General features: G+C 60.9%; 21 protein-coding genes, 2 tRNA genes and 4 rRNA genes. 24 read left to right on the top strand and 3 right to left on the bottom strand.

All coding sequences use genetic code 11. The features are described 5' to 3' along the window. Positions 1 to 6 precede the first annotated feature (6 nt). The 11 genes from AO057_RS05200 to fliR all read left to right on the top strand — a co-directional run bounded on the left by AO057_RS05200 (position 7) and on the right by fliR (position 8,382). A complete protein-coding gene (locus AO057_RS05200; protein WP_057674636.1) occupies positions 7 to 696 on the top strand; it encodes a FliH/SctL family protein in 690 nt (229 codons plus the stop codon). Continuing rightward, the gene (gene fliI, locus AO057_RS05205) at positions 683 to 2,107 is read left to right on the top strand and encodes a flagellar protein export ATPase FliI (RefSeq protein ID WP_057674637.1); all 1,425 of its coding nucleotides are present in this window, start codon (positions 683 to 685) and stop codon (positions 2,105 to 2,107) included. Before AO057_RS05200 ends, fliI begins: the two co-directional genes overlap by 14 nt. 31 nt (positions 2,108 to 2,138) lie before the next feature. Next, positions 2,139 to 2,615 carry a flagellar export protein FliJ gene (gene fliJ / locus AO057_RS05210; protein WP_057674638.1) on the top strand — a complete coding sequence of 159 codons (477 nt, stop codon included), beginning with the start codon at positions 2,139 to 2,141 and terminating at the stop codon, positions 2,613 to 2,615. Next, on the top strand, positions 2,612 to 3,859 hold the full coding sequence (locus AO057_RS17715; protein WP_057674639.1) for a flagellar hook-length control protein FliK: 1,248 nt from the start codon (positions 2,612 to 2,614) through the stop codon (positions 3,857 to 3,859). The genes fliJ and AO057_RS17715 overlap by 4 nt, the downstream gene beginning before the upstream one ends. 237 nt (positions 3,860 to 4,096) lie before the next feature. Beyond that, positions 4,097 to 4,594 (top strand): flagellar basal body-associated FliL family protein, encoded by a 498-nt coding sequence (gene fliL / locus AO057_RS05220; RefSeq protein ID WP_057677175.1) that lies wholly within the window; start codon positions 4,097 to 4,099, stop codon positions 4,592 to 4,594. Between the two features lie 22 nt (positions 4,595 to 4,616). Then, a complete protein-coding gene (gene fliM / locus AO057_RS05225) occupies positions 4,617 to 5,621 on the top strand; it encodes a flagellar motor switch protein FliM (RefSeq protein WP_057674640.1) in 1,005 nt (334 codons plus the stop codon). Continuing rightward, the gene (gene fliN / locus AO057_RS05230; protein ID WP_057674641.1) at positions 5,611 to 6,042 is read left to right on the top strand and encodes a flagellar motor switch protein FliN; all 432 of its coding nucleotides are present in this window, start codon (positions 5,611 to 5,613) and stop codon (positions 6,040 to 6,042) included. Before fliM ends, fliN begins: the two co-directional genes overlap by 11 nt. A gap of 152 nt (positions 6,043 to 6,194) precedes the next feature. After that, on the top strand, positions 6,195 to 6,521 hold the full coding sequence (locus AO057_RS05235) for a FliO/MopB family protein (protein ID WP_057674642.1): 327 nt from the start codon (positions 6,195 to 6,197) through the stop codon (positions 6,519 to 6,521). After that, on the top strand, positions 6,521 to 7,318 hold the full coding sequence (gene fliP / locus AO057_RS05240; RefSeq protein WP_082605417.1) for a flagellar type III secretion system pore protein FliP: 798 nt from the start codon (positions 6,521 to 6,523) through the stop codon (positions 7,316 to 7,318). The genes AO057_RS05235 and fliP overlap by 1 nt, the downstream gene beginning before the upstream one ends. Positions 7,319 to 7,328: 10 nt before the next feature. After that, positions 7,329 to 7,598: a flagellar biosynthesis protein FliQ gene (gene fliQ, locus AO057_RS05245; RefSeq protein WP_057674643.1), complete on the top strand. Its 270-nt coding sequence runs from the start codon at positions 7,329 to 7,331 to the stop codon at positions 7,596 to 7,598. A 16-nt stretch (positions 7,599 to 7,614) separates the two neighbouring features. Further along, a complete protein-coding gene (gene fliR, locus AO057_RS05250) occupies positions 7,615 to 8,382 on the top strand; it encodes a flagellar biosynthetic protein FliR (protein ID WP_057674644.1) in 768 nt (255 codons plus the stop codon). Positions 8,383 to 8,394: 12 nt separating this feature from the next. Here fliR and AO057_RS05255 read toward each other — a convergent pair whose 3' ends face one another. Both AO057_RS05255 and AO057_RS05260 read right to left on the bottom strand, forming a co-directional pair. Next, the gene (locus AO057_RS05255; protein ID WP_057674645.1) at positions 8,395 to 9,024 is read right to left on the bottom strand and encodes a response regulator; all 630 of its coding nucleotides are present in this window, start codon (positions 9,022 to 9,024) and stop codon (positions 8,395 to 8,397) included. A gap of 4 nt (positions 9,025 to 9,028) precedes the next feature. Further along, entirely contained in the window at positions 9,029 to 10,120 is a 1,092-nt protein-coding gene (locus AO057_RS05260) for a hybrid sensor histidine kinase/response regulator (RefSeq protein WP_057674646.1), read from the bottom strand. 181 nt (positions 10,121 to 10,301) lie between these two features. Between AO057_RS05260 and AO057_RS05265 the strand changes: the two genes are divergently transcribed. From AO057_RS05265 to AO057_RS05295, 7 genes are read left to right on the top strand one after another with little or no spacing between them, the layout of a single operon-like run. Next, positions 10,302 to 10,748: a hypothetical protein gene (locus tag AO057_RS05265; RefSeq protein ID WP_057677177.1), complete on the top strand. Its 447-nt coding sequence runs from the start codon at positions 10,302 to 10,304 to the stop codon at positions 10,746 to 10,748. 48 nt (positions 10,749 to 10,796) lie between these two features. After that, entirely contained in the window at positions 10,797 to 11,159 is a 363-nt protein-coding gene (locus AO057_RS05270) for a response regulator (RefSeq protein ID WP_057674647.1), read from the top strand. A 38-nt stretch (positions 11,160 to 11,197) separates the two neighbouring features. After that, entirely contained in the window at positions 11,198 to 13,306 is a 2,109-nt protein-coding gene (locus tag AO057_RS05275) for a chemotaxis protein CheW (protein WP_057674648.1), read from the top strand. 23 nt (positions 13,307 to 13,329) lie between these two features. Next, the gene (locus AO057_RS05280; protein ID WP_057677178.1) at positions 13,330 to 13,815 is read left to right on the top strand and encodes a chemotaxis protein CheW; all 486 of its coding nucleotides are present in this window, start codon (positions 13,330 to 13,332) and stop codon (positions 13,813 to 13,815) included. A 45-nt stretch (positions 13,816 to 13,860) separates the two neighbouring features. After that, positions 13,861 to 14,754, top strand: coding sequence for a CheR family methyltransferase (locus tag AO057_RS05285; protein ID WP_057674649.1), 894 nt, complete (start codon positions 13,861 to 13,863; stop codon positions 14,752 to 14,754). Positions 14,755 to 14,798: 44 nt separating this feature from the next. After that, entirely contained in the window at positions 14,799 to 15,494 is a 696-nt protein-coding gene (gene cheD, locus AO057_RS05290) for a chemoreceptor glutamine deamidase CheD (RefSeq protein ID WP_240480735.1), read from the top strand. Positions 15,495 to 15,505: 11 nt separating this feature from the next. Further along, a complete protein-coding gene (locus AO057_RS05295) occupies positions 15,506 to 16,594 on the top strand; it encodes a protein-glutamate methylesterase/protein-glutamine glutaminase (RefSeq protein WP_057674650.1) in 1,089 nt (362 codons plus the stop codon). Between the two features lie 9 nt (positions 16,595 to 16,603). On the opposite strand, the gene AO057_RS05300 is transcribed toward AO057_RS05295, so the two are convergent. Beyond that, positions 16,604 to 18,496, bottom strand: coding sequence for an ATP-binding cassette domain-containing protein (locus tag AO057_RS05300; protein WP_057674651.1), 1,893 nt, complete (start codon positions 18,494 to 18,496; stop codon positions 16,604 to 16,606). A 447-nt stretch (positions 18,497 to 18,943) separates the two neighbouring features. On the opposite strand from AO057_RS05300, the gene AO057_RS05305 reads away from it, so the two are divergent. The 6 genes from AO057_RS05305 (at position 18,944) to AO057_RS05330 (ending at position 26,065) form a co-directional block, all read left to right on the top strand. Next, positions 18,944 to 20,478: ribosomal RNA gene (locus AO057_RS05305) — 16S ribosomal RNA — on the top strand. Positions 20,479 to 20,576: 98 nt separating this feature from the next. Beyond that, a tRNA-Ile gene (locus AO057_RS05310) sits at positions 20,577 to 20,653 on the top strand. Between the two features lie 17 nt (positions 20,654 to 20,670). Continuing rightward, positions 20,671 to 20,746: transfer RNA gene (locus AO057_RS05315), tRNA-Ala, on the top strand. A 369-nt stretch (positions 20,747 to 21,115) separates the two neighbouring features. Then, positions 21,116 to 23,992 (top strand): 23S ribosomal RNA (locus AO057_RS05320). A 112-nt stretch (positions 23,993 to 24,104) separates the two neighbouring features. Next, positions 24,105 to 24,217, top strand: a 5S ribosomal RNA gene (gene rrf / locus AO057_RS05325). Positions 24,218 to 24,530: 313 nt separating this feature from the next. Next, positions 24,531 to 26,065 (top strand): 16S ribosomal RNA (locus AO057_RS05330). Together the 16S, 23S and 5S rRNA genes with 2 tRNA genes alongside form the textbook arrangement of a ribosomal RNA operon. The last annotated feature ends 94 nt before the right edge of the window (positions 26,066 to 26,159 follow it).

Genomic DNA, 26,159 nt, shown 5'->3' on the forward strand with positions numbered 1-26,159 from the left:
TGATCCATGCGATCCACCACCCGTTTCATTCCCGGCGAGGAAATCGATGCCGTCTCCCGCTGGAGTTTTGGCGATGTCGATGCCGCCGCCATGCTGCTGGAGCAGCAGGCCCGCGAACGCGAACTCAATGAGCAGCTCGCCACCGTGCGCCAGCAGTTCCACGCCGAGGGTTATGCCGACGGTTTCCAGCAGGGCCGCGCACAGACGCTGCTGGAGGCGCAGAAGCAGGTCGGCGACTACATCGCCCAGCAGGGGCGCGATGCGGCGCAACAGCTTGGCGGCCTGATCGAGTCCGCCAAAAGCCAGCTGGATGCTGCCGAGCAGATCGCCGGCCAGGCGGTGCTGGAGCTGGCCTGCGAGATGGCGCGCCAGGTGCTGCGCCATGAGATTTCGAGCAATCCCAATGTGCTGCTGCCGGTAATCCGCGAGGCCCTGGGCATGCTGTTCTCCGACAGCAAGGCGGTGCAGCTCAAGCTCAACCCGCTGGACCTGGACGTGCTGCAGGACATCCTGCGCGAGGAATACCCCAACCTGCCGCTCACGCTGCAGCCCGATGCGGCCATCACACGCGGCGGTTGCCTGGTCGAGTCCGGCGGCACTGTGATCGATGGCCGGCTGGAAAAGCGCTGGGTGCGCGCCATCGGCCGGCTGGGGCAGAACCTGCCCTGGGAGGAGGTGCACGGTGACGACGCCTGACCCCGGTGCCCGCTGGCAAGAGTTTCTGGACAGCGCCCGCCAGCAGGCCGGCGCGCCGCAAAGCACCCTGGAGGCCGGCGGCACGCTCACGCGTCTGACGGGCCTGGTGCTGGAGGCCGTGGGCATCCGCGCGCCGGTGGGCTCGCAGTGCCTGGTCAGCCAGCCGGCGCAGCCGCCGGTGCTGGCCGAGGTCGTGGGCTTTTCCGGTGACCGGGCCTTCCTGATGCCCGCCGGCGATGTGCAGGGCCTCTCCAGTGGTGCCAGCGTGGTGCCGACGGCGCCTTATGTGGCTACACCGCGCCTGGGTGACGCCGCGCAGGCGCAGGTCGCGAGTTATGCCCAGGGCCAGTTGCGCCTGCCGCTGGGCCCGGGCCTGCTGGGTCGCGTGGTGGACGCCCATGGCGAACCGCTGGATCGCCGCGGGCCGGTCGTGAACGTGCTGTCGCGCCCGCTGGACCGCACCCCCATCAATGCCATGGACCGCGCACCGATACGCGAGTCGCTGGACACCGGCGTGCGTGCCATCAACGCCCTGCTGTCGGTGGGACGTGGCCAGCGCCTGGGCCTGTTCGCCGGGGCCGGCGTGGGCAAGAGCGTGCTGCTGGGCATGATGGCGCGTTACACCAAGGCCGATGTCATCGTCGTCGGCCTGATCGGCGAACGCGGCCGAGAGGTGAAGGAATTCATCGAGGACATCCTGGGCGAGGAGGGGCGCGCGCGTTCCGTCGTGGTAGCGGCACCGGCCGACTCCCCGCCGCTGCTGCGCATGCAGGCGGCGTCCTACGCCACCGGCGTTGCCGAATACTTCCGCGACCAAGGGCAGCACGTGCTGCTGCTCATGGATTCGCTCACGCGTTACGCCATGGCGCAGCGCGAGATTGCGCTGGCCGTGGGCGAGCCGCCGGCCACCAAGGGTTACCCGCCGTCCTGTTTCGCCCGCCTGCCGCAACTGGTCGAGCGCAGCGGCAATGGCCTGAACGGCGTGGGCTCCATCACGGCCTTCTACACCGTGCTGAGCGAGGGCGACGACCAGCAGGACCCGATTGCCGACGCGGCCCGTGCCATCCTGGACGGCCACATCGTGCTCACGCGCGCGTTGGCCGAGGCCGGTCATTACCCGGCCATCGACATCGCGCAGTCGGCTTCGCGTGTGATGCACAACGTGGTCTCGCGCGAACATTTCGAGCTGGCGCGGCAGTTCCGCGCCATCGCCTCGCGCTACGAGCGCGGGCGTGACCTGGTGCAGATCGGCGCCTATGTGCACGGCTCCGACCCGGGGCTGGACGAGGCGATCCGCCTGAGCGGCCCCATGAGCGATTTTTTGCGCCAGGACATGTACGCCGGTGCCGGCTTCGAGGCAAGCGTCAAGGCCATGGCGACCACCATCCAGCGCGAGGAGGCTTTCCCGTGAGCGCCCGTATGGATACACGCCGGAGGCTGCCATGTCAGCCCTGAAAAGCCTGGCCCTGGTCATCGAGGTCGCCACGCGTGCGCGTGACCAGGCCGATCAGGCCCTGATGCAGGCGCGCCGCGCCGTGCAGCAGGCGCAAGGTCAGCTGGACCAGCTGGAGAGCTACGCCGCCGATACCGAGTCACGCTGGGCGACGGCCTCTGCGGTCACCGTCAGCGCCGAGCTGATGTTGCATCACCAGCAGTTCCTGCAGCGCCTGCGCCAGGCCGTCGGCCTGCAGAGCGGTGTGATGGCCGACCTGCAGCGCAAGGTCGAGATGGCCCGCCAGCGCAAGGTGCAGGAGGAAGTTCGCCTGACCGCCCTGGAACTGCTGGTGAAGAAAAAACTCAGTGCCCGCGCCCAGCTTGAAGCCAGGCGCGAACAGAAACAGATGGACGAACTGGCCGTCCTCAAATACGCCCGTGGCGCCGGCGGTGTCGGCGGCCTGTTGAATGGAGAAGGATCATGAGCATGGAACACAGTGTGACGACGGCAGCCCCCAAGCCGGCGGCCAAGACGGCCCAGGCGGGCGGGAGCGGGCATGGTGCCGGCAAGGCCCAGGCCGCGACCCCGGGTGACTTTGCCTCGCTGCTGCTGAGCCTGGATGCCGAAGAACTGGTGCCCCAGGAAATGCTGTCCGACGCAGAGGCCGGTGCGCTGACGGCCCTGCCCGGTGCGACCGAGGTGGCTGTGGATCCGGCGGCGCTGCCGCTCGATCCCGGTCTGCCCATGGCGGGCTTGCCGCAGCTGGCGATGCCGGCCACCGCTGTTGCGGAGGTGCCGCTGCCGGGCCAGGCTTTGGTTGCCCCAGCAGCCGGTGATGCCGCCCCGGCCTTGCCGCCCGTGGCGGCGGGTCGTGCCGAATCGCGTATGCCGGCGGGAGAGTTGTCGGGGGCCGCCGAGGCATCCTCCCGACTGTCTGATGCCTCGGCCCTGGCCGACGCCGCAGCCCCGGCCCACACGACGGCCGACGAGGTCCAGCCCCTGTTGCGCCAGGCGGTGCTGGCCCAGCGCATGGCGCAGCACAGGAGCCAGGCCGCCGAAGGGGAGGTGCAGGCAGGCAAGGAGCGACGTGGTGACGACATGGCCGCCCGGCTGGGCTGGCGCATCAGCGAGCAGCTTGCCCCCGTGGGCAGCCAGTTTCTGGCTGCGGCGTCTGGTGAGTCCGGTCTGCGGCCTTTTGAGCGCCGCAGCGAAAGGAGCGGCCCGCGTATCGGTGGCGGCGAGGCCGGTGGCTGGAGTGGCGTGGCCCAGCCCGACGGCGCGCGCATGGACGTGCCGGCCGTGGCGCCGGACGGCGGCCTGACGACGGAGATGCGCGTGGCCGAGCAGGTCAGCTACTGGATAGGTCGCGGCGCACAGAACGCCGAGCTGGAGGTTGAGGGGCTGGGCGAAGGCCCGGTCAAGGTCAGCATCGAATTGCAGGGCCAGGAGGCGCGCGTCGAGTTCCGTGCCGATCAGGCGCAGACGCGCCAGGTCTTGCAGGACGCCATGCCGCATCTGCGTGAATTGCTGGAGCGCGAAGGCCTGGTGCTGTCCGGCATGTCGGTCGGCACCTCCGGTTCGGAGCGTGGCGCCGGTCAGTCTGGCCAGGAACGGCAGGGCGGTCGCCAGGGGCCGGCCGGTGTGCCCGAATTGCCGGCGGTGGCGCTGACGGCAGCTGCCAACCGCGCGGCGCCGCTGTCGGGTCGCTCAGTGGATCTTTTCGTGTGAGGGCGCAGGACAGCCCGGTCCAGCGCCCCGGAATGGCATGGTTTTTTACCCTTAATCCGGGTATCGTAGGGTGGGATGTCGAGAATAATTTGTCCAAGCGTGCGGATCTGCGTGCCCGCACGGTGCGCGGCGTGCCGCCGTTATGAAACAAGCAATGTTGTAGAGGACTAGATCGTGGCCACCAAAACCCCCGATGCCGAAGCCGCACCGCCGCCCAAGAGCAAGAAGTTGCTGTTGATGGTGGTGATCGGGGTCGTGGTGCTGGCCCTGGCCGCGGCCGGGGGCTGGATGTTCCTGAGCAAGAAGAATGCCGCAGCTCTGGACGACGAGGAAGAGGAAGAGGTCGCCGCTGTCGTGGCCGAACCCACCGGCCCGCCGACCTATCTGCCGCTGGACAATATGGTGGTCAACCTGGCCGATCCGGGGGGCGAGCGTGTCGCGCAGATCGGCATCACGCTGGAGTTGACGGGCGTCCCGGAAGTCGAAAAGGTCAAGGCCTATCTGCCCACCATCCGCAGCGATGTGCTGCTGCTGGTATCGCAGCGCACGGCGGACGAGCTGCTCAGCCGCGAAGGCAAGGAAAAGCTGGCCGAGGACATCCTCGCCTCCTCTTCCCGGCATTTCAACAAGCCCGCCGCGCCGGCGGGCAAGAAGGACAAGAAAGCGGCCGCCAAGGGTGGCGCCAACGGCAACCCCGTGCGGGGCGTGCTGTTCTCCAGCTTCATCGTTCAATGAGGCGACATGAGGACTTACGGCCATGAGTGAATCGTTTCTTTCCCAGGAAGAGGTCGATGCCCTGCTGGAAGGGGTCACCGGCGAGAGCCAGAAATCGGTCGAAGAGGTTGCCGAGGCCGGGGAGATCCGCTCCTACAACATGTCCAGCCAGGAGCGCATCGTGCGCGGGCGCATGCCGACGATGGAAATCGTCAACGAGCGCTTTGCCCGCAATCTGCGCATCGGCCTGTTCAACTTCATCCGCCGCAGCCCGGAGATTTCCGTCGGCCCGGTGCAGGTGCAGCGCTACAGCGCCTTCCTGCGCGAGCTGGCCGTGCCCACCAATTTCAACATCGTGGCCATCCGCCCGCTGCGCGGCAGCGGCCTGATCGTCTGCGAGCCGGCCCTGGTGTTCGGCGTGATCGACACGCTGTACGGCGGCATCGGCAAGTTCCAGACCCGCATCGAGGGTCGCGACTTCTCGGCGACCGAGCAGCGCGTGATCAACCGCCTGGTCGACGTGATCGCCGAGGAGTACAAGAAGGCCTGGCGCGGGATCTACCCGATCGAGCTGGACTACCAGCGCAGCGAGATGCAGCCGCAGTTCGCCAACATCGCCACGCCCAGCGAGATCGTGATCTCCACCTCCTTCCAGCTGGAGATCGCCGAAATCACCGGCTCCATCCATTTCTGCATGCCGTACGCGACGATGGAGCCCATCCGCGACGTGCTGTATTCATCCACCCAGGGCGACTCGATCGAGGTGGATCGCCGCTGGGTCACCGTGCTGACGCGCGAGATCCAGGCTGCCGAGGTGACCCTGGTGGCCGAGCTGGCCCGCGCCGACGCGACGGTGGAGGAGCTGCTGGCCATGAAGCCGGGGGATTTCATCGAGCTCGGACGACAGTCCCGCATCGAGGCCTCGGTCGATGGTGTGCCGGTGTTCGAGTGCCAGTACGGCACGCACAACGCCAAATACGCCCTGCGCATCGACAAGTGCCTGCGCGGCAATGACACCAACTGGTTAGGGGAACGCTATGGCGGTTGACGACAAACCGGATCAGAAGCCTGAAGACGACGGCATGGCCGACTGGGCCGAGGCCCTGCAGGAGCAGAAGAGCAGCGACAAGGGTCCCGAGGTCGAACCCGGTGGCGTGCTGAGCGGCGGCGCGGCGCGCCCCTTCTCCTCCAGCGATGCCCCGGCCAGCGACATCAACATGGTGCTGGACATCCCGGTCCAGCTCTCCGTTGAGCTCGGGCGTACCAAGGTGCCGATCAAGCACATCCTGCAACTGGGCCAGGGCTCGGTGGTCGAGCTTGATGCGATGGCCGGTGAACCCATGGACGTGCTGGTCAATGGCTACCTGATCGCCCAGGGCGAGGTGGTCGTGGTGAACGACAAGTTCGGCATCCGTCTCACCGACGTCGTCACCCCGTCTGAACGGCTGCGCCGCATCAGCAGGGGTTGATGCGCATGCCGAGCCAGCCAGCCCCGGGCGTGTGCTGCATCCCCGGCACGGGCAGTCTGCGGTGTTGCAAATCCCCGTTTGGCCTGGGCCATGGCGAGGATTTGCGCCTTGCAATCGCCCCGACGTGCTCAGCATTGCCTTAAACTGGCGGCATGACGCAAACCGTTGTTTCTGTCGTCCTGTTCCTTGTCATCCTGGCCCTGCTGCCGCCTGCCGTGCGGTGGTTCCAGCAGCGCGCCCCGGGCGGCACCTCGAATGCCGCCGTTTCCCGCATCGTCTCCACGCTGGCCGTCGGCCCGCAGCAAAGGGTCGTGACGGTCGAGGTTGGCCCGGAGGGCGCGCGTATCTGGCTGGTGCTGGGTGTCACGGCACAGAACATCAGTTGCCTGCACAGCATGCCGGCGGGGCCAGCGTCCGCGCGCGGCTCCGTTTTTGCAGCGGTCGCCAAGGCGCCGGCGGATGGCGGAGAGCCGGCCTGATGCGCCAGCCTACGCTCTGGCCCACCCTGCGTACGGTGTCGGGGCTGGCCGCCTTGCTGTTGCTGCTGGCGGTGCCGGCCTTGGCGCAGGAGAACGCGCCCCTGGCCGCGGCCCAGATCAACACCACCCAGCTACCCCTGATCGTGGGCGGCGACGCGTCGGGCACGAGCTATTCGGTGCCGATCCAGACCCTGCTGTTTTTCACGGCGCTGTCCTTCCTGCCGGCCATCCTGCTGATGATGACCGGCTTCACCCGCATCGTCATTGTGCTGTCCCTGCTGCGCCAGGCGCTGGGCACGCAGTCGTCCCCGCCCAACCAGGTCATCATCGGCCTGTCGTTGTTCCTGACCTTCTTTGTCATGGGGCCGACCTTCGACCGCATCTACGCCGATGCCTACCTGCCCTACACGCAGAACGTCATCAACTTCGAGCAGGCGCTCGCCCGCGGTGAGGCGCCGATGCGCCAGTTCATGACCAAGCAGACGCGCCAGTCCGACTACGCGTTGTTTGCCAAGCTGGCCAAACTCGATCCCGCTACCAAGATCGACACCGCACCCATGCGCGTGCTGATCCCGGCTTTTGTCACCAGCGAACTCAAGACGGCGTTCCAGATCGGCTTCCTGATCTTCATCCCTTTCCTGGTGATCGACATCGTGGTGGCCAGCGTGCTGATGTCGCTGGGCATGATGATGTTGTCGCCCGTGCTGGTGGCGCTGCCCTTCAAGCTCATGCTCTTCGTGCTGGCCGACGGCTGGAACCTGCTGATCGGCTCGCTGGCCGCGAGCTTCGTGACATGAGAGGCCTGCCATGAACGCACAAATGGTCCTGACCATCGGGCAGGAGGCGCTGCTGACGCTGCTGATGGTGTCTGCACCGCTGCTGGGCGTGGTGCTGCTGGTGGGGCTGCTGGTCAGCCTGTTCCAGGCCATCACCCAGATCCACGAGGCCACGCTGTCCTTCGTGCCCAAGCTGGTCGCCGCCATGGCGGTGTTTGCCTGGGCCGGTCCCTGGATGCTCAACATCCTGGTCGAGTACATCCGTCGCACCATCGAGGCGATTCCCGGCATCGTGCTCTGAGTCCGGCGCTGTTGCCATGATCACCTTCAGCGAAGCCCAGATCATGGCGTGGCTGTCGCCGCTGCTGTGGCCGTTCCTGCGGGTGCTGGGTGTCTTTACGGCGGCGCCGATCTTCTCCTCGCGTGCCATTCCGGTGCGCGCCCGCATCGGGCTGGCACTGCTGGTGACGGTGGCCTGCCAGGCCACCCTGCCGCCCATGCCGGTGATCGACTTCAACAGCCCGGCGGTCCTGGGGGTGGTGATCCAGCAGATAGGCATCGGCTTGTCCATCGGTTTTGTCGTGCGGCTGGTGTTCGCGGCCTTCGAACTGGCCGGCGAGGTGGTGGGTTTCCAGATGGGCTTGAACTTCGCCGCCTTCTTCGACCCCTCGCTCAACACCCAGGCCAGTGCCGTGGCGCGCTTTTTCGGCTACATGGCTTCCCTGCTTTTCGTGGTGCTCAACGGCCACCTGATGGTGCTGATGGCCGTGACGCGCAGCTTCGAGGTCTTCCCGGTGACGCAGAATTTCCTGGAGGCCCTGCGGCTGATGCAGCTCTATACCCTGGGGGGCGAGCTGTTCGCCAGCGCCCTGTGGATTGCCCTGCCCATGCTGGCCCTGCTGCTCTTCACCAACCTGGCGCTGGGCATCATCTCGCGTGTGGCGCCGCAGATGAACATCTACGCGGTCGGGTTCCCCATCACGCTCAGTGTCGGCCTGGTGGGCATGGCGGCCACGCTGCCCATGCTGGACCGGCCCTTCCAGTCCCTGCTGGAACGGGCCATCGAGATCTTCACCGGGCGATAACCGCCAGGTTTCTTACACCAGTCCGTTGCGGATGGCGTAGACCGTCAGCTCTGCGTTGTTCGAGAGCTTGAGTTTTTCCAGCACGCGTGAGCGGTAGACACTGACCGTCTTGGGGCTGAGCATCAGTTCCTCGGCGATGTCGGAGAGGCGCTTGCCCGATGCGATCTTGAGCAGGGTCTGCAGTTCGCGCTCAGAGAGTGCATCGTGCAGCGCCTCGCTGGTCGGCGTCGCCAGGTTGTCGACCAGCATCTGGGCCACGTCGGACGTGACGTACTTGCGCCCCTGGGCGATGGTGCGTACCGCCGTGATCAGGTCAGCCGGATTGCCAGCCTTGTTCAGGTAGCCCTGGGCGCCGGCACGCAGGCAGCGGATGGCGTACTGATCTTCGGGGAACATCGAAACGACCAGGACTTTCGTGGGCGTATCCGCTTCACGCAGCGAAGCCAGCACCTCCAGTCCGCCGCGACCGGGCAGGTTCAGGTCCAGCACCAGGATGTCACAGGGCGTGGAACGCAACAGCTCCCGCACTTCCGAATAACTGCCGGCTTCACCCACGACCTTGATGTCGACGGCCTCGGACAGGGTGTCGCGGATGCCGCGCCGCACGACGGCATGGTCGTCACAGAGTATCACTCGAATCATCGATCTAGCCTTTTGCCTCGATTGTGAGGGGAATCGACAGCGTGATGGATGTGCCCTCGCCCTCGCGGCTGCTCACATCCAGCCAGCCGCCCGCGGTGCGCGCCCGCTCCTGCAGTCCTTTGAGACCGAAAGCCGTGGTTTTGTTGCGCTCCGGCGGCTGGATACCTTGTCCATTGTCGGTGATCTCCAGCGTCAGCACACTTTCGGCGTCCGACAGCTCGATCCGGACTTCGCTGCAGCGGGCGTGTTTGGAGATGTTGGTCAGGGCTTCCTGTGCTGTGCGGTAGGCGGTCAGCTGGATGTTTTTGGACAGCGTGGGCTGGCGCAGGGTGGTGCGCACCGTGGTGCGGGTGCCGGTGCGGCGCTCGAATTCGCCGGCCAGCCAGTCGACGGCGGCTTCCAGGCCCTGGTCCAGGATGGCCGGGCGCAGGTTCATCATGATGCGCTGGCTGGCGCCGACCGCATGCTGCAGCATGCCGGTGGCGGCTTGCACATGGCCCTGCGTGTCGGCATCGGGGTGGTGACGGCCGATCCATGAGAGGTCGAACTGGATGGCCGCCAGCGAGCCGCCGATGTCGTCATGGATCTCGCGTGCGATCGCCGCGCGCTCCTGCTCAATCGACGTCTGCAGGTGTTCAGCGAAGCGCGCCAGGCGCTGTTCCGAGGCGGCCAGCTCCTCGACGGCGCGTTCGCGTTCGCGCTTGGCCTGCTGGACCTCGATGGCGCGCTGGATCACGTGGGCCAGCTTGCCCAGGTCGTCCTTGAGCAGGTAGTCGCTCATGCCGAGCTTGATGGCGTCGACGGCGGCCGTCTCGCCAATGGCACCGGACAGCAGGATGAAGGGCGGGTGCTGCGGGATGGCCTGCAGGGACTTCCATGCATCCAGGGCCGTGAAACCGGGCAGGCGGTAGTCGGCGAGAACGGCGTCGAAACGGCTGCCCTTCAGCACGCGTACGAAGTCGTCCAGGCTTTCGACCCGCACCAGTTCGCAGGGCAAACCGGCACGGCGCAGCGTCTGCCGCACGATGTCGTGATCTAGTTCCGAATCCTCGAGATGAAGGATGCGCAGGGTGGCGGGGTGGGCTTCTGGCTGCATGCGGTAGACGATATGATGAAAATCCCAGATGTGACCGGGAGACGGCCTGAACGCCCCGAAATATTGATGAATTCCCTCCCATTTCCGAGGAATCCTGCTACTCTATATCCAGGAAAATTCTAATGCTGGACTTGCTGGAGCGGTGAATCATCTAGCATCCGGATGTCCGAACAGAATGACCATGCAAGCCCCCAACACACCGCCTGCGGATCAGCCCGCCGTGCAATTGCCGGTGATGCTGGTGGCCGAAGTGCAGGATTCGCTCCTGGTGGTGGTGCATGACCTGGCCCGGCTCGACGGCCTGCTGGCGCACACCATGGACAACCTGATGCAGCGGTTCACCAAGGCCATCGGCAGCCTGGCCGACCCAAGCCTGGTGGAGGCTGCGGCGCTGGAAGAGGCGCGCAACGCCCTGCGTGCGGCCGTAACCGAGCTCCAATTCCAGGACATGGCCTCGCAACTCATCGTCCATACTTCCAAGGTGCTGCAGGGCTGCGCCTATCGTCTGGCTTCCGAGTCCATGGGGCAGGAAGACGGTGAGGCGGTTCCCTTTGTCGAGGAGGTGCCGGAGCGTCCCAACCCGGTGACCCAGGACGAGATGGATGCCGGTTCGATCGAATTGTTTTGAACCGCTGAACTTGAATAACCACAGACCCTATTTCCCCGGAGCTCAGACATGCCACTGATACTCGCTGTTGACGATTCACCCTCGATGCGCAAGATGGTCTCATTCACCCTTGCGGGAGCGGGCTACCAGGTGGTCGAGGCCGTCGACGGGCAGGATGCCTATGAAAAAGCCCAGGCCCAGACCTTCGACCTGGTGCTGACCGACCAGAACATGCCCCGGCTGGATGGCCTGGGGCTGACGCGCAAGCTGCGCGAGCACCCCAATTTCAAGACCACACCGATTCTGATGCTCACCACCGAATCGAGTGACCTGATGAAGCAGGCCGGTCGCGCCGCTGGCGCCACCGGCTGGCTGGTCAAGCCCTTTGATCCGGCGCGGCTGCTCGAGGTCATCAAGAAAGTCATCAAATAACACGGTCCGCCAGCGTGGGATCACAACAGGAGATAGGCATGACCGAGGGACACCAGGAAACCGGCGGAGGTGACTCATTCGATCTGAGTCAGTTCTACCAGATCTTTTTCGAGGAGGCGGGTGAAAACCTGGACCTCATGGAGCAGATGCTGCTCAATCTGAATCTGGAGACCGCTGACGACGAGGAGCTCAATGGCATTTTCCGTTGCGCACACTCTGTCAAGGGAGGGGCGGCCACTTTCGGCTTCGCGGATGTGGCTGAGTTGACGCATCAGATGGAGTCCCTGCTGGACAAGCTGCGCCGTCACGAACTGCAGCCCAACCCCATGATGGTGGATGTCCTGCTTGAATCTGCCGATGCCTCGCGCGTGCTGCTCGCACGTCATCAGACCGGCGAGACCAGCGCGCCGCCTTCCAACGCCGATCTGGTGCGTCGCATCAGCGAGCTGGCGGCGGGTGGCACGCCGGTTCCCGCTGCAGCGCCGCCGGTTCCCGCGCCTGTGGTTGCTGCCCCGGTGGTGGCGCCCGCACCAGCTCCGGCCAAGTCGGGCGCGCGCCAGCTGGAGATCCGTATGGGCCCGCTGGAGCGCCCCGATCAGGTGGATGGGGTCAAGGACCTGTTTCGCGACATCGTTGGCCTCGGTTCGGTCACCGAAGTGGCCAGCGACCGTGCCGACACGCGGGTGTTTCATGCCTCGACGTCGTCCAGCAATGAGGACCTGCTGGATCTGTTCGCCTTCCATGTGTCGCGTGAGCAGGTGAACATCCGTGAAATGGACGCCGCTGGGACGTCGTGGACGGACCGGGACGATCCGCCGCCCGGCGCGCCTGTGGCGCCGGCGCCGGGCTTCGGCTTTTTCGATGGCGCTCCGGGGGTGCCCACTGGTGCCGCCGCATCCGTACCGGTCGAGGTGACCGAGGTCAGGCCTGCCGCCAAGGCGAGCGCCGCCAAGCCGGCAGCCAGCCAGGTTGCAGCCCAGCCGGAAGCCGCCACCATCCGCGTGGCCATCAGCAAGGTCGACCAGCTGATCAATCTGGTGGGCGAACTGGTCATCACCCAGGCCATGCTGGCCCAGAACAGTCAGGCGCTGGATCCAGCGGCCAACCAGCAGTTGATGGCGGGGCTGGCCGACCTGGACCGCAACACGCGTGATCTGCAGGAATCGGTGATGTCGATCCGCATGATCCCGATGTCCATCGTGTTCAGCCGATTCCCGCGCATGCTGCGAGATCTGGCCAGCAAGCTGGGCAAGAAGGTGGAGTTCGTGACCCAGGGTGAGGCGACCGAGCTCGACAAGGGCCTGGTCGAGAAGATCACCGATCCGCTGACCCACCTGGTGCGTAACAGCTGTGACCATGGCATCGAGATGCCGGCTGATCGCGTCGCAGCAGGCAAGCCTGAAACCGGCACCATCACCCTGTCGGCGGCCCATCAGGGCGGCTCCATCGTGATCGAGGTGCGTGACGACGGCCGTGGCCTGTCGCGCGAGAAGATCCTCAGCAAGGCACGCGAGCGCGGCCTGGAGGTCTCGGACCAGATGTCCGATGGCGATGTCTGGCAGCTGATCTTTGCGCCGGGCTTCTCTACCGCCGAGGTCGTGACCGACGTGTCCGGCCGCGGTGTCGGCATGGACGTGGTCAAGAAAAACATCGCTGCGCTTAATGGGACGGTCGAGATTGACTCGTCCGAAGGGTATGGCATGCGGGTTTCGGTCCGTCTGCCGCTGACCTTGGCCATCATGGACGGCATGTCGGTGGGCGTGGGCGACGAGGTCTACATCCTGCCCTTGTCATCGGTGGTCGAATCCTTCCAGGTCAAGGACGACGCCGTCAACACCGTGGCCCAGGGCTCGCGCCTGGTCAAGGTGCGCGACGAGTACATGCCCGTGATCGAACTGGAAAAGGTCTTCCAGGTGCCGCGCTACGACGGCGGCAAGTCCAGCGACATCATGGTGGTGGTGGAAGCTGAGGGCAGCCGGGTGGCTTTGCTGGTTGATGAGCTGCTGGGTCAGCAGCAGGTCGTGGTGAAGAATCTGGAAACCAATTACCGCAAGGTTCCGAACGTTTCGGGCGCCACCATCCTGGGCGATGGCAAGGTGGCGCTCATTCTGGATACCAGCACCCTCGTGCGGCGTTCACGGCATTGATGCACTCCAAGGAGAAGACCAGTATGAGTGAGACAGATCAGAGCGAGAAGATGGCGGCGGGTCCGCGCGAATACCTGACGTTCCGGCTGGATCAGGAGGAGTACGGCATCGACATCCTCAAGGTTCAGGAAATCCGGGGCTATGAAAAGCCGACGCGCATTGCCAACGCGCCCGAGTTCATCAAGGGCGTGGTCAATCTGCGTGGCACCATCGTGCCCATCATCGACATGCGCCTGAAGTTCAACTGCGCGAAGGCCGAGTACAACAGCTTCACGGTGGTCATCATCCTGAATCTGCGCAGCCGTATCGTCGGTATCGTGGTGGACTCGGTCAGTGATGTGATGGAGCTGGCACCGGAGAATCTCAAGGCCGCGCCTGACATCGACAGTTCGATCGAGAATTCGGCCGTGGTCGGTCTGGGCTCGGTGGGGGACCGCATGCTGATCCTGCTGGATATCGAGAAGCTCATGGCCAGTGTCGACATGGGCCTGGTTTCTGTCGAGGCCTGATCTTTTGCCGATAGTGCTTCTTACCTTTAGCCAGGCGCCCTGACGATGCTGAGCACAGACAAAGCCGCCAGGAGTTCAAGGGCGGGCGCAGACCGGGATGGCACAGCGGAGATCGCTGGCGGCGACGTGCAGGCCCGGGAGTTCAGCTGGACGCAAGCCGACTTCACCCGTGTCCAGGCGCTGATCTACCAGCGCGCCGGCATCAGCCTGCACGATGGCAAGCATGCCATGGTGTACAGCCGTCTGTCGCGCCGTTTGCGCGACACCGGTTACCAGAATTTTCGCGACTACCTGAGCTGGCTGGAATCCCACGACGGACCGGAGTGGCAGGAGTTCGTCAACGCCTTGACGACCAACCTGACCTCCTTCTTTCGTGAGCAGCATCACTTCGAGATCCTGGCCGAGCATCTGAAGTCCCGCCCTGCGAACACGCCCTGGCGTGTCTGGTGCAATGCGGCGTCGACCGGCGAGGAGCCCTACTCCATCATCATGACGGCGCTCGATGCATTGGGCCCCCAAGCGAATTTCAAGCTGTGGGCCAGCGATATCGACTCCAAGGTCTTGGCCACAGCGGCGCGGGGTGTCTATCGGCAGGACTCCATCAAGGGCGTGGACATGGCCCGCCTGCAACGTTTTTTCCTGCGCGGCAAAGGAAACAACGAGGGCTTCCTGCGCGTCAAACCTGAGTTGCAGCGCATGGTGGAGTTTCTGAGCGTCAACCTGATACGCGACGACTGGCCTTTTCGCGAGCCTTTCGACATCGTGTTTTGCCGCAACGTCATGATCTATTTCGATGCCCCGACCCAGCGCAGCGTCCTGGAGCGCATCCATCGGGTCATGAAGCCCGGCAGTCTGCTGTTTGTCGGCCATTCGGAGAATTTCAACGAATCGCGGGATCTGTTTGTCCTGCGCGGAAAGACGGTGTATGAGCGTCGTTGAAAGGTACGCTCCCCGGTGCCGGCCGTGTTCCTTGCAGGAGCGGCATGAACCCGTCTGAGCTCTCCTTGCGTGCGGCGCCGCTGCGTCCTGTGACCTCGGGTGCCCCCAAGGCGCTGGCGGGCGGGCGGATTTCGCGGGTTGACGAACTTCGGGCCCAGCCGCGCAAACCGGGGGAAGCCTCCTTTTTCTACGCCGATCACCATTTCCAGTACGACGCCGTCAAGGTGCTGCCGGGTGAGTATTTCGTGTCCGGTGAGGATGTGCTCATCATGACGGTGCTGGGCTCCTGCATCGCGGCTTGTGTCTGGGATGGCAAGGCCCGTATCGGCGGCATGAATCACTTCATGTTGCCCGAGGGCGAAGACGGTTCCGGACGATATGGTTCCTATGCCATGGAGCTCTTGCTCAACGAGATGATCAAGAAGGGCGCCCGTCGGGAAACCATGCAAGCCAAGGTCTTCGGGGGCGGGGCCGTCATGGCCGGCTTCACCACCATGAATGTGGGGGAGCGCAACACCAAATTTGTGCTGGACTACCTGGCGACCGAGCGCATCCCGGTGGTGTCGCAGGACGTACTGGATATCCATCCGCGCAAGGTGTGCTTTTTCCCGGTGACGGGCAAAGCCTTGGTCAAGCGCCTGGCCCATGCCCATCCCGAAGCCCTGGCCGTGGAAGAGCGCAAGGGCAATGCCGCCAATGTGGCCAAGACCACAGCTGGCGGCTCGGTGGACCTGTTTTAGGAGCGGTGAGCTTGAAGAAGATCCGAGTGGTAGTGGTCGACGACTCGGCGCTGGTGCGCAGTCTGCTGGCCGAGATCATCAACCGCCAGCGCGACATGGAGTGCGTCGGTACAGCCAACGATCCGCTGATCGCGCGCGAGATGATCCGCGAACTCAATCCCGACGTGATTACGCTGGATGTGGAGATGCCGCGCATGGATGGCATCGAATTTCTCGGTCGCCTGATGCGTCTGCGGCCCATGCCCGTGCTCATGATCTCTACGTTGACCGAACGCGGCGCCGAGGTGACGATGCGGGCCCTGGAGCTCGGTGCGGTTGACTTTGTGGCCAAGCCACGCATCGGCTTGGCCGACGGCATCAAGGATTTGTCCGATCAGATCGTCGAGAAGATCCGCATCGCGGCCGCAGCGCATATCCGGCGTGCGCCGACACCGGCTTCCGGCGCGGCCGCTGGCCCCAGCCCAACCGGTGTGGCTTCGCCGCCGAAGCTGTTGGGCCGGCTGTCGACCGAGAAGATGATCTGTATCGGCTCTTCGACCGGAGGCACGGAAGCGGTCAAGGAGGTGTTGACGCGCATGCCGGCGGACTCTCCCGGCATCGTCATTACCCAGCATATGCCGCCGGGTTTCACCACCAGCTTTGCACAGCGTCTGAACGGGCTGTGCCAGATCACGGTGAAGGAGGCGGCCCACGGCGAGCGCATCCTGCCGGGGCATGCCTACATTGCGCCAGGCGGCAAGCAGTTTCGTGTCGATCGCAGCGGCGCCAACTATGTGGCGGTGGTGGAGGATGGGCAGCCGGTCAACCGGCACATGCCTTCGGTCGAGGTGCTGTTCCATTCCTGCGCCCAGGTCGTGGGGCCCAACGCCTTCGGCATCATGCTGACCGGCATGGGCAACGATGGTGCCAAAGCCATGCGTGAAATGAAGGACGCGGGGAGCTACAACTATGCGCAGGACGAAGCCAGCTGCGTGGTGTTCGGTATGCCGCGCGAGGCTATCCTGCATGGTGCCGCCGATGAGGTGCTGCCCCTGACGGCCATTGCGCCGGCTTTGCTCGCGCGACTCAGCAGCAGTGGCAGCGATCGCTACCGCGTCTGAAGCCGCAGTTCAGGCGCGCGCCGACAGCTCTTCCCATCGGCCCAGGGCAGCCATCAGTTCCGTTTCGATCGCTGTATCGCGCTGGCTCAGGGCGGTGGCGCGTTGTGCATCCTTGATGTAGACGCTGCCATCGGCGAGTTCCTGGCGTAAGCTGCCCTGCTCCAACTCCAGGGCGTCGATCAGGTCGGGAAGAGCTTCCAGCTCCCGGCGCTCCTTGTAGCTGAGCTTGCTGCTGCCAACGGGGCGCGGTGTCTGGACGGGTGCCGTTGTCGCGGATGCTGGCACCTCGGCGGCGGCCGTCTTGCCTGCGGCGGGTCCAGCGGCTGATTTGATCGCCTGGCTGCGCCGCGACTGGGTCAGCCAGTCTTCAACGCCGCCCTCGTACTCGCGCCAGACCCCATCCCCTTCGTGTGCGATGGTGCTGGTGACCACATTGTCCAGGAAGGTGCGGTCGTGGCTGACGAGAAAAACCGTGCCGGGGTAGTCCTGCAGCAGTTCCTCAAGCAAGTCCAGCGTGTCGATGTCCAGGTCATTGGTTGGCTCGTCCAGGACCAGCACATTGGCGGGGCGTGCGAACAAGCGTGCCAGCAGCAGCCGGTTGCGCTCGCCGCCGGAGAGGGAGCGTACGGGTGAGTTGGCCCGGGCTGGAGAGAACAGGAAGTCGCCGAGATAGCTCTTCACGTGCTGTCGCTTGTTACCGATCTCGATCCATTCACTGCCGGGGCTGATGAAGTCCTCCAGCGTGGCATCCAGATCGAGTGCATTGCGCATCTGGTCGAAGTAGGCCACCTGCAGGTTGGCACCCTGGCGTACCTTGCCGCTGTCGGGCATCAGTTCGCCCAGGATCAGCTTAAGCAGGGTTGTCTTGCCGGCGCCGTTCGCACCGATCAGGCCGATCTTGTCGCCGCGCAGGATGGTGGCACTGAAATCCCGGACAACCGTCCGATCTCCAAAGGACTTGCTGACGTCGGTCAGTTCGGCCACCAGCTTGCCGCTCGGGGCGCCGGATGCGATATCCATCCTGACGCTGCCCACTGCTTCTCGTCGGGCTGAGCGTTGTGCGCGCAATTGCTGCAGGCGGGTGATGCGACTCTGACTGCGTGTACGCCGCGCTTCGACGCCCTTGCGTACCCAGACTTCTTCCTGGGCCAGGAGTTTGTCGGCCTTCGCGCTGATCACGGCCTCCTGCGCGAGCTGCTCTTCTTTCAGCGTGAGGTAGGTCGTGAAATTGCCCGGGTAGGAGTTCAGACGGCCCCGGTCCAGTTCGACGATGCGCGTGGCGACCCTATCAAGGAAGGCGCGGTCGTGGGTGATCGTGACGATGCTGCCCTTGAACTCCAGCAGCAGCGTCTCCAGCCACATGATCGAGTCCAGGTCGAGGTGATTGGTCGGCTCGTCGAGCAGCAGTACGTCGGGCTGAGTGACCAGTGCCTGGGCCAGCGCCACCCGTTTGCGCGTGCCGCCCGAAAGCGTCTTGATCTGGGTGTCCGGGTCCAGGTGCAGGCGATGCAAGGTTTCATTCACACGTTGCTCCCAGTTCCAGCCATCCTGCGACTCGATGGCATCCTGCAATTGCCCCAGGTTGCCATCACCTTGTGTGTAGCGCTCGATGAGGTCGATAACGACACTCAGCCCGGCGCGCACAGCTTCGAAGACGGTGTTTTCTGCTGCAAGTACCGGCTCCTGAGCGACGTAGGCCAGTCGCAGGCTCTGCTGCAATTGCAGACTGCCGTCATCCGGCTTTTCGAAGCCGGCGAGAATCTTGAGCAGTGAGGATTTTCCGGTGCCGTTGCGGCCTATCAGTCCGACTCGCTCGTTGGACTCGAGGGCGAAGTCCGCGTGATCAAGTAAGGCGACATGGCCGTAGGCGAGCTGGGCATTGAGTAGAGTGAGCAGGGCCATAAGTGTTGGGGATTATCCCTGCCGGGGCCGTCAGTTCCTGCCCCCGAATGCGGGCGAGAACGAAAGTCTCGGCAGGCTGAAAAATTTGTGCTATAGTTGCGGGCTTCGCTTCTGAAAAGAGCGAGTTTGAGTTGAAGCACTGGCCTGCGGGCCTCGTCAAGAAAATGGCAAGTCACTCAAAAAATCCCGTCGATATGTTGACGGGGTTGAAAAAATAGTGCTAGAATTCGAGGCTCAGCTGATCGCAGCTAAGCAGGCGCAAGGCAGGAATGTTTTGCGGTGGTTCCTTAAAAATATACAGCCGATAAGCGTGGGCGTTTGAAGGCGATTGCCAAGTTCTTCGGAACTAAGTGCAAGTCACTTAAAAACGCTCATGAGAATAGAAGTGAAGTTCACTTCAATTCCGTTTTTATGAGTTGCTTAGAAATAAGCGAAAAATTCAAGATCGAACTATAGAGTTTGATCCTGGCTCAGATTGAACGCTGGCGGCATGCCTTACACATGCAAGTCGAACGGCAGCACGGGAGCAATCCTGGTGGCGAGTGGCGAACGGGTGAGTAATATATCGGAACGTGCCCAGTCGTGGGGGATAACGTAGCGAAAGCTACGCTAATACCGCATACGATCTATGGATGAAAGCGGGGGATCGCAAGACCTCGCGCGATTGGAGCGGCCGATATCAGATTAGGTAGTTGGTGGGGTAAAAGCCCACCAAGCCGACGATCTGTAGCTGGTCTGAGAGGACGACCAGCCACACTGGGACTGAGACACGGCCCAGACTCCTACGGGAGGCAGCAGTGGGGAATTTTGGACAATGGGCGCAAGCCTGATCCAGCAATGCCGCGTGCAGGATGAAGGCCTTCGGGTTGTAAACTGCTTTTGTACGGAGCGAAACGGTGAGCTCTAATACAGTTTGCTAATGACGGTACCGTAAGAATAAGCACCGGCTAACTACGTGCCAGCAGCCGCGGTAATACGTAGGGTGCAAGCGTTAATCGGAATTACTGGGCGTAAAGCGTGCGCAGGCGGTTATGTAAGACAGATGTGAAATCCCCGGGCTTAACCTGGGAACTGCATTTGTGACTGCATAGCTAGAGTACGGTAGAGGGGGATGGAATTCCGCGTGTAGCAGTGAAATGCGTAGATATGCGGAGGAACACCGATGGCGAAGGCAATCCCCTGGACCTGTACTGACGCTCATGCACGAAAGCGTGGGGAGCAAACAGGATTAGATACCCTGGTAGTCCACGCCCTAAACGATGTCAACTGGTTGTTGGGTCTTCACTGACTCAGTAACGAAGCTAACGCGTGAAGTTGACCGCCTGGGGAGTACGGCCGCAAGGTTGAAACTCAAAGGAATTGACGGGGACCCGCACAAGCGGTGGATGATGTGGTTTAATTCGATGCAACGCGAAAAACCTTACCCACCTTTGACATGTACGGAATCCTTTAGAGATAGAGGAGTGCTCGAAAGAGAGCCGTAACACAGGTGCTGCATGGCTGTCGTCAGCTCGTGTCGTGAGATGTTGGGTTAAGTCCCGCAACGAGCGCAACCCTTGTCATTAGTTGCTACATTTAGTTGGGCACTCTAATGAGACTGCCGGTGACAAACCGGAGGAAGGTGGGGATGACGTCAAGTCCTCATGGCCCTTATAGGTGGGGCTACACACGTCATACAATGGCTGGTACAAAGGGTTGCCAACCCGCGAGGGGGAGCTAATCCCATAAAGCCAGTCGTAGTCCGGATCGCAGTCTGCAACTCGACTGCGTGAAGTCGGAATCGCTAGTAATCGTGGATCAGAATGTCACGGTGAATACGTTCCCGGGTCTTGTACACACCGCCCGTCACACCATGGGAGCGGGTTCTGCCAGAAGTAGTTAGCCTAACCGCAAGGAGGGCGATTACCACGGCAGGGTTCGTGACTGGGGTGAAGTCGTAACAAGGTAGCCGTATCGGAAGGTGCGGCTGGATCACCTCCTTTCTGGAAACTGCAATCTAATTTGAACGCTCACACTTATCGGTTGTTGGAAGGTTGTCGCTAACGACTAAGCCTCGTGCCTGGTCCTAAGTGACCGGCTTGGGTCTGTAGCTCAGTTGGTTAGAGCACCGTCTTGATAAGGCGGGGGTCGTTGGTTCGAGACCAACCAGACCCACCATCCCGTTCCATCGAACTGGGGGATTAGCTCAGCTGGGAGAGCACCTGCTTTGCAAGCAGGGGGTCGTCGGTTCGATCCCGTCATCCTCCACCAATAACAATCAACATCAAAGCGGCTTCGTGCAGATACTGTCCGAGGCTTTTTTGATGTTGATCGATATCCATCGATCAACAAACGAGTCGCAAGGCTCACGGCTGTTCATTAACAATTTATAGAGTCGAATCAGCGTTGTCAGAGGAAACTGCACATTCGTAAAGGTTTAGTGCAGACCGTGCCTCTGATGACAATTTTTTGATTGCGTCAAAACGAAATTCAAACTTTGTTTGTATTTCAAGTAATGACGAATCGTTCTCTGGTAGCAATACCAAAGAATCATTCACATTACGGCATAACGCGCCAGGTGAAAGACCTGGCAAGTCCTTGAAGATGCTTTGGATCTCGCAAGAGAAATCAAAGTTATAGGGTCAAGTGACTAAGAGCATGTGGTGGATGCCTTGGCAATGATAGGCGACGAAGGACGTGAAAGCCTGCGATAAGCTTCGGGGAGCTGGCAAATAAGCTTTGATCCGGAGATTTCCGAATGGGGAAACCCACCTGCAAAGGTATCGCATACTGAATACATAGGTATGCGAGGCGAACCGGGTGAACTGAAACATCTCAGTAGCTCGAGGAAAAGACATCAACCGAGATTCCGAAAGTAGTGGCGAGCGAAATCGGAAGAGCCTGTTAGTGATAGCACGATTCTTAGCAAAACAGTCTGGAAAGGCTGGCCATAGCAGGTGATAGCCCTGTATGCGAAAAGAAACGTGTGGTACTGAGCTAACGACAAGTAGGGCGGGACACGTGTAATCCTGTCTGAATATGGGGGGACCATCCTCCAAGGCTAAATACTCATCATTGACCGATAGTGAACTAGTACCGTGAGGGAAAGGCGAAAAGAACCCCGGGAGGGGAGTGAAATAGATCCTGAAACCGCATGCTTACAAAAAGTAGGAGCCCGCAAGGGTGACTGCGTACCTTTTGTATAATGGGTCAGCGACTTACATTCAGTGGCAAGGTTAACCGAATAGGGAAGCCGTAGAGAAATCGAGTCCGAATAGGGCGTTCAGTCGCTGGGTGTAGACCCGAAACCAAGTGATCTATCCATGGCCAGGATGAAGGTGCCGTAACAGGTACTGGAGGTCCGAACCGACTAGTGTTGCAAAACTAGCGGATGAGCTGTGGATAGGGGTGAAAGGCTAAACAAACTTGGAAATAGCTGGTTCTCTCCGAAAACTATTTAGGTAGTGCCTCAAGTATTACCATCGGGGGTAGAGCACTGTTTTGGCTAGGGGGTCATGGCGACTTACCAAACCAAGGCAAACTCCGAATACCGATGAGTACAGCTTGGGAGACAGAGCACCGGGTGCTAACGTCCGGACTCAAGAGGGAAACAACCCAGACCGCCAGCTAAGGTCCCTAAAATTGGCTAAGTGGGAAACGAAGTGGGAAGGCTAAAACAGTCAGGATGTTGGCTTAGAAGCAGCCATCATTTAAAGAAAGCGTAATAGCTCACTGATCGAGTCGTCCTGCGCGGAAGATGTAACGGGGCTAAGCCAGTTACCGAAGCTGCGGATTTGCAATTTATTGCAAGTGGTAGGAGAGCGTTCTGTAAGCCTGTGAAGGTGGCTTGTAAAGGCTGCTGGAGGTATCAGAAGTGCGAATGCTGACATGAGTAGCGTTAAAGGGGGTGAAAAGCCCCCTCGCCGTAAGCGCAAGGTTTTCTACGCAACGTTCATCGGCGTAGAGTGAGTCGGCCCCTAAGGCGAGGCAGAGATGCGTAGCTGATGGGAAACAGGTCAATATTCCTGTACCGATGTGTAGTGCGATGTGGGGACGGAGAAGGTTAGCTCAGCCAACTGTTGGATATGTTGGTTCAAGCCTGTAGTCGTGCCTGGTAGGCAAATCCGCCGGGCTTAGATGAGGGGTGATAACGAGGCAGCTTGCTGCCGAAGTGAGTGATACCCTGCTTCCAGGAAAAGCCACTAAGCTTCAGCTACACACGACCGTACCGCAAACCGACACTGGTGCGCGAGATGAGTATTCTAAGGCGCTTGAGAGAACTCAGGAGAAGGAACTCGGCAAATTGACACCGTAACTTCGGAAGAAGGTGTGCCTTTAGTAGGTGAACCATTTACTTGGGGAGCCCAATGAGGTTGCAAAGAATCGGTGGCTGCGACTGTTTATTAAAAACACAGCACTCTGCAAACACGAAAGTGGACGTATAGGGTGTGACGCCTGCCCGGTGCTGGAAGATTAAATGATGGGGTGCAAGCTCTTGATTGAAGTCCCAGTAAACGGCGGCCGTAACTATAACGGTCCTAAGGTAGCGAAATTCCTTGTCGGGTAAGTTCCGACCTGCACGAATGGCGTAACGATGGCCACACTGTCTCCTCCTGAGACTCAGCGAAGTTGAAATGTTTGTGATGATGCAATCTCCCCGCGGAAAGACGGAAAGACCCCATGAACCTTTACTGTAGCTTTGTATTGGACTTTGAACAGATCTGTGTAGGATAGGTGGGAGGCTTTGAAGCGGTGCCGCTAGGTATCGTGGAGCCAACGTTGAAATACCACCCTGGTGTGTTTGAGGTTCTAACCTGGATCCCTTATCGGGATTGGGGACAGTGCATGGTAGGCAGTTTGACTGGGGCGGTCTCCTCCCAAAGCGTAACGGAGGAGTTCGAAGGTACGCTAGTTACGGTCGGACATCGTGACGATAGTGCAATGGCATAAGCGTGCTTAACTGCGAGACTGACAAGTCGAGCAGATGCGAAAGCAGGACATAGTGATCCGGTGGTTCTGTATGGAAGGGCCATCGCTCAACGGATAAAAGGTACTCTGGGGATAACAGGCTGATACCGCCCAAGAGTTCATATCGACGGCGGTGTTTGGCACCTCGATGTCGGCTCATCTCATCCTGGGGCTGTAGCCGGTCCCAAGGGTATGGCTGTTCGCCATTTAAAGAGGTACGTGAGCTGGGTTTAAAACGTCGTGAGACAGTTTGGTCCCTATCTTCCGTGGGCGCTGCAGATTTGAGGAAGCCTGCTCCTAGTACGAGAGGACCGGAGTGGACACACCTCTGGTGTACCGGTTGTCACGCCAGTGGCATTGCCGGGTAGCTATGTGTGGAAGAGATAACCGCTGAAAGCATCTAAGCGGGAAACTCGTTTCAAGATGAGATCTGCCGGGGCCTTGAGCCCCCTAAAGAGTCGTTCAAGACCAGGACGTTGATAGGTCAGGTGTGGAAGCGCAGTAATGCGTTAAGCTAACTGATACTAATTGCTCGTGCGGCTTGACCCTATAACTTTGATTCAGTAAATCAAGGAAGTTATGCCAAGTGACGCATTCAAAATAAGCTGATTCGCTCTATAAATTCGTCGTCTTGACCCAGTCAAGATGACAAAAAGTTATGCCTGATGACCATAGCGAGGTGGTCCCACTCCTTCCCATCCCGAACAGGACAGTGAAACGCCTCAGCGCCGATGATAGTGCGGGTTCCCGTGTGAAAGTAGGTCATCGTCAGGCTCTTACAGCAGAAAACGCCCCGTCATGTGACGGGGCGTTTTTATCAGAACTCTGAAAAGAGTCTTGATAAAAACGCCAAAAGCGTGCTAGAATTCGAGGCTCAGCTGATCGCAGCTAAGCAGGCGCAAGGCAGGAATGTTTTGCGGTGGTTCCTTAAAAATATACAGCCGATAAGCGTGGGCGTTTGAAGGCGATTGCCAAGTTCTTCGGAACTAAGTGCAAGTCACTTAAAAACGCTCATGAGAATAGAAGTGAAGTTCACTTCAATTCCGTTTTTATGAGTTGCTTAGAAATAAGCGAAAAATTCAAGATCGAACTATAGAGTTTGATCCTGGCTCAGATTGAACGCTGGCGGCATGCCTTACACATGCAAGTCGAACGGCAGCACGGGAGCAATCCTGGTGGCGAGTGGCGAACGGGTGAGTAATATATCGGAACGTGCCCAGTCGTGGGGGATAACGTAGCGAAAGCTACGCTAATACCGCATACGATCTATGGATGAAAGCGGGGGATCGCAAGACCTCGCGCGATTGGAGCGGCCGATATCAGATTAGGTAGTTGGTGGGGTAAAAGCCCACCAAGCCGACGATCTGTAGCTGGTCTGAGAGGACGACCAGCCACACTGGGACTGAGACACGGCCCAGACTCCTACGGGAGGCAGCAGTGGGGAATTTTGGACAATGGGCGCAAGCCTGATCCAGCAATGCCGCGTGCAGGATGAAGGCCTTCGGGTTGTAAACTGCTTTTGTACGGAGCGAAACGGTGAGCTCTAATACAGTTTGCTAATGACGGTACCGTAAGAATAAGCACCGGCTAACTACGTGCCAGCAGCCGCGGTAATACGTAGGGTGCAAGCGTTAATCGGAATTACTGGGCGTAAAGCGTGCGCAGGCGGTTATGTAAGACAGATGTGAAATCCCCGGGCTTAACCTGGGAACTGCATTTGTGACTGCATAGCTAGAGTACGGTAGAGGGGGATGGAATTCCGCGTGTAGCAGTGAAATGCGTAGATATGCGGAGGAACACCGATGGCGAAGGCAATCCCCTGGACCTGTACTGACGCTCATGCACGAAAGCGTGGGGAGCAAACAGGATTAGATACCCTGGTAGTCCACGCCCTAAACGATGTCAACTGGTTGTTGGGTCTTCACTGACTCAGTAACGAAGCTAACGCGTGAAGTTGACCGCCTGGGGAGTACGGCCGCAAGGTTGAAACTCAAAGGAATTGACGGGGACCCGCACAAGCGGTGGATGATGTGGTTTAATTCGATGCAACGCGAAAAACCTTACCCACCTTTGACATGTACGGAATCCTTTAGAGATAGAGGAGTGCTCGAAAGAGAGCCGTAACACAGGTGCTGCATGGCTGTCGTCAGCTCGTGTCGTGAGATGTTGGGTTAAGTCCCGCAACGAGCGCAACCCTTGTCATTAGTTGCTACATTTAGTTGGGCACTCTAATGAGACTGCCGGTGACAAACCGGAGGAAGGTGGGGATGACGTCAAGTCCTCATGGCCCTTATAGGTGGGGCTACACACGTCATACAATGGCTGGTACAAAGGGTTGCCAACCCGCGAGGGGGAGCTAATCCCATAAAGCCAGTCGTAGTCCGGATCGCAGTCTGCAACTCGACTGCGTGAAGTCGGAATCGCTAGTAATCGTGGATCAGAATGTCACGGTGAATACGTTCCCGGGTCTTGTACACACCGCCCGTCACACCATGGGAGCGGGTTCTGCCAGAAGTAGTTAGCCTAACCGCAAGGAGGGCGATTACCACGGCAGGGTTCGTGACTGGGGTGAAGTCGTAACAAGGTAGCCGTATCGGAAGGTGCGGCTGGATCACCTCCTTTCTGGAAACTGCAATCTAATTTGAACGCTCACACTTATCGGTTGTTGGAAGGTTGTCGCTAACGACTAAGCCTCGTGCCTGGTCCTAAGTGACCG

The organism is Curvibacter sp. PAE-UM (assembly GCF_001432305.1).
Classification (GTDB): Bacteria; Pseudomonadota; Gammaproteobacteria; order Burkholderiales; family Burkholderiaceae_C; genus Hylemonella.

What these genes read in the sequence shown, in the direction of transcription:
- AO057_RS05255 (WP_057674645.1), bottom strand. Translation starts at nt 9,024, where the DNA reads ATGATTCGAGTGATACTCTGTGACGACCATGCCGTCGTGCGGCGCGGC.
- AO057_RS05280 (WP_057677178.1), top strand. Translation starts at nt 13,330, where the DNA reads ATGAGTGAGACAGATCAGAGCGAGAAGATGGCGGCGGGTCCGCGCGAA.
- AO057_RS05235 (WP_057674642.1), top strand. Translation starts at nt 6,195, where the DNA reads ATGACGCAAACCGTTGTTTCTGTCGTCCTGTTCCTTGTCATCCTGGCC.
- AO057_RS05265 (WP_057677177.1), top strand. Translation starts at nt 10,302, where the DNA reads ATGCAAGCCCCCAACACACCGCCTGCGGATCAGCCCGCCGTGCAATTG.
- AO057_RS05270 (WP_057674647.1), top strand. Translation starts at nt 10,797, where the DNA reads ATGCCACTGATACTCGCTGTTGACGATTCACCCTCGATGCGCAAGATG.
- fliR (WP_057674644.1), top strand. Translation starts at nt 7,615, where the DNA reads ATGATCACCTTCAGCGAAGCCCAGATCATGGCGTGGCTGTCGCCGCTG.
- AO057_RS05285 (WP_057674649.1), top strand. Translation starts at nt 13,861, where the DNA reads ATGCTGAGCACAGACAAAGCCGCCAGGAGTTCAAGGGCGGGCGCAGAC.
- fliM (WP_057674640.1), top strand. Translation starts at nt 4,617, where the DNA reads ATGAGTGAATCGTTTCTTTCCCAGGAAGAGGTCGATGCCCTGCTGGAA.
- AO057_RS05275 (WP_057674648.1), top strand. Translation starts at nt 11,198, where the DNA reads ATGACCGAGGGACACCAGGAAACCGGCGGAGGTGACTCATTCGATCTG.
- AO057_RS05260 (WP_057674646.1), bottom strand. Translation starts at nt 10,120, where the DNA reads ATGCAGCCAGAAGCCCACCCCGCCACCCTGCGCATCCTTCATCTCGAG.
- AO057_RS17715 (WP_057674639.1), top strand. Translation starts at nt 2,612, where the DNA reads ATGAGCATGGAACACAGTGTGACGACGGCAGCCCCCAAGCCGGCGGCC.
- fliL (WP_057677175.1), top strand. Translation starts at nt 4,097, where the DNA reads ATGGTGGTGATCGGGGTCGTGGTGCTGGCCCTGGCCGCGGCCGGGGGC.
- cheD (WP_240480735.1), top strand. Translation starts at nt 14,799, where the DNA reads ATGAACCCGTCTGAGCTCTCCTTGCGTGCGGCGCCGCTGCGTCCTGTG.
- fliN (WP_057674641.1), top strand. Translation starts at nt 5,611, where the DNA reads ATGGCGGTTGACGACAAACCGGATCAGAAGCCTGAAGACGACGGCATG.
- AO057_RS05300 (WP_057674651.1), bottom strand. Translation starts at nt 18,496, where the DNA reads ATGGCCCTGCTCACTCTACTCAATGCCCAGCTCGCCTACGGCCATGTC.
- fliQ (WP_057674643.1), top strand. Translation starts at nt 7,329, where the DNA reads ATGAACGCACAAATGGTCCTGACCATCGGGCAGGAGGCGCTGCTGACG.
- fliP (WP_082605417.1), top strand. Translation starts at nt 6,521, where the DNA reads ATGCGCCAGCCTACGCTCTGGCCCACCCTGCGTACGGTGTCGGGGCTG.
- AO057_RS05200 (WP_057674636.1), top strand. Translation starts at nt 7, where the DNA reads ATGCGATCCACCACCCGTTTCATTCCCGGCGAGGAAATCGATGCCGTC.
- fliJ (WP_057674638.1), top strand. Translation starts at nt 2,139, where the DNA reads ATGTCAGCCCTGAAAAGCCTGGCCCTGGTCATCGAGGTCGCCACGCGT.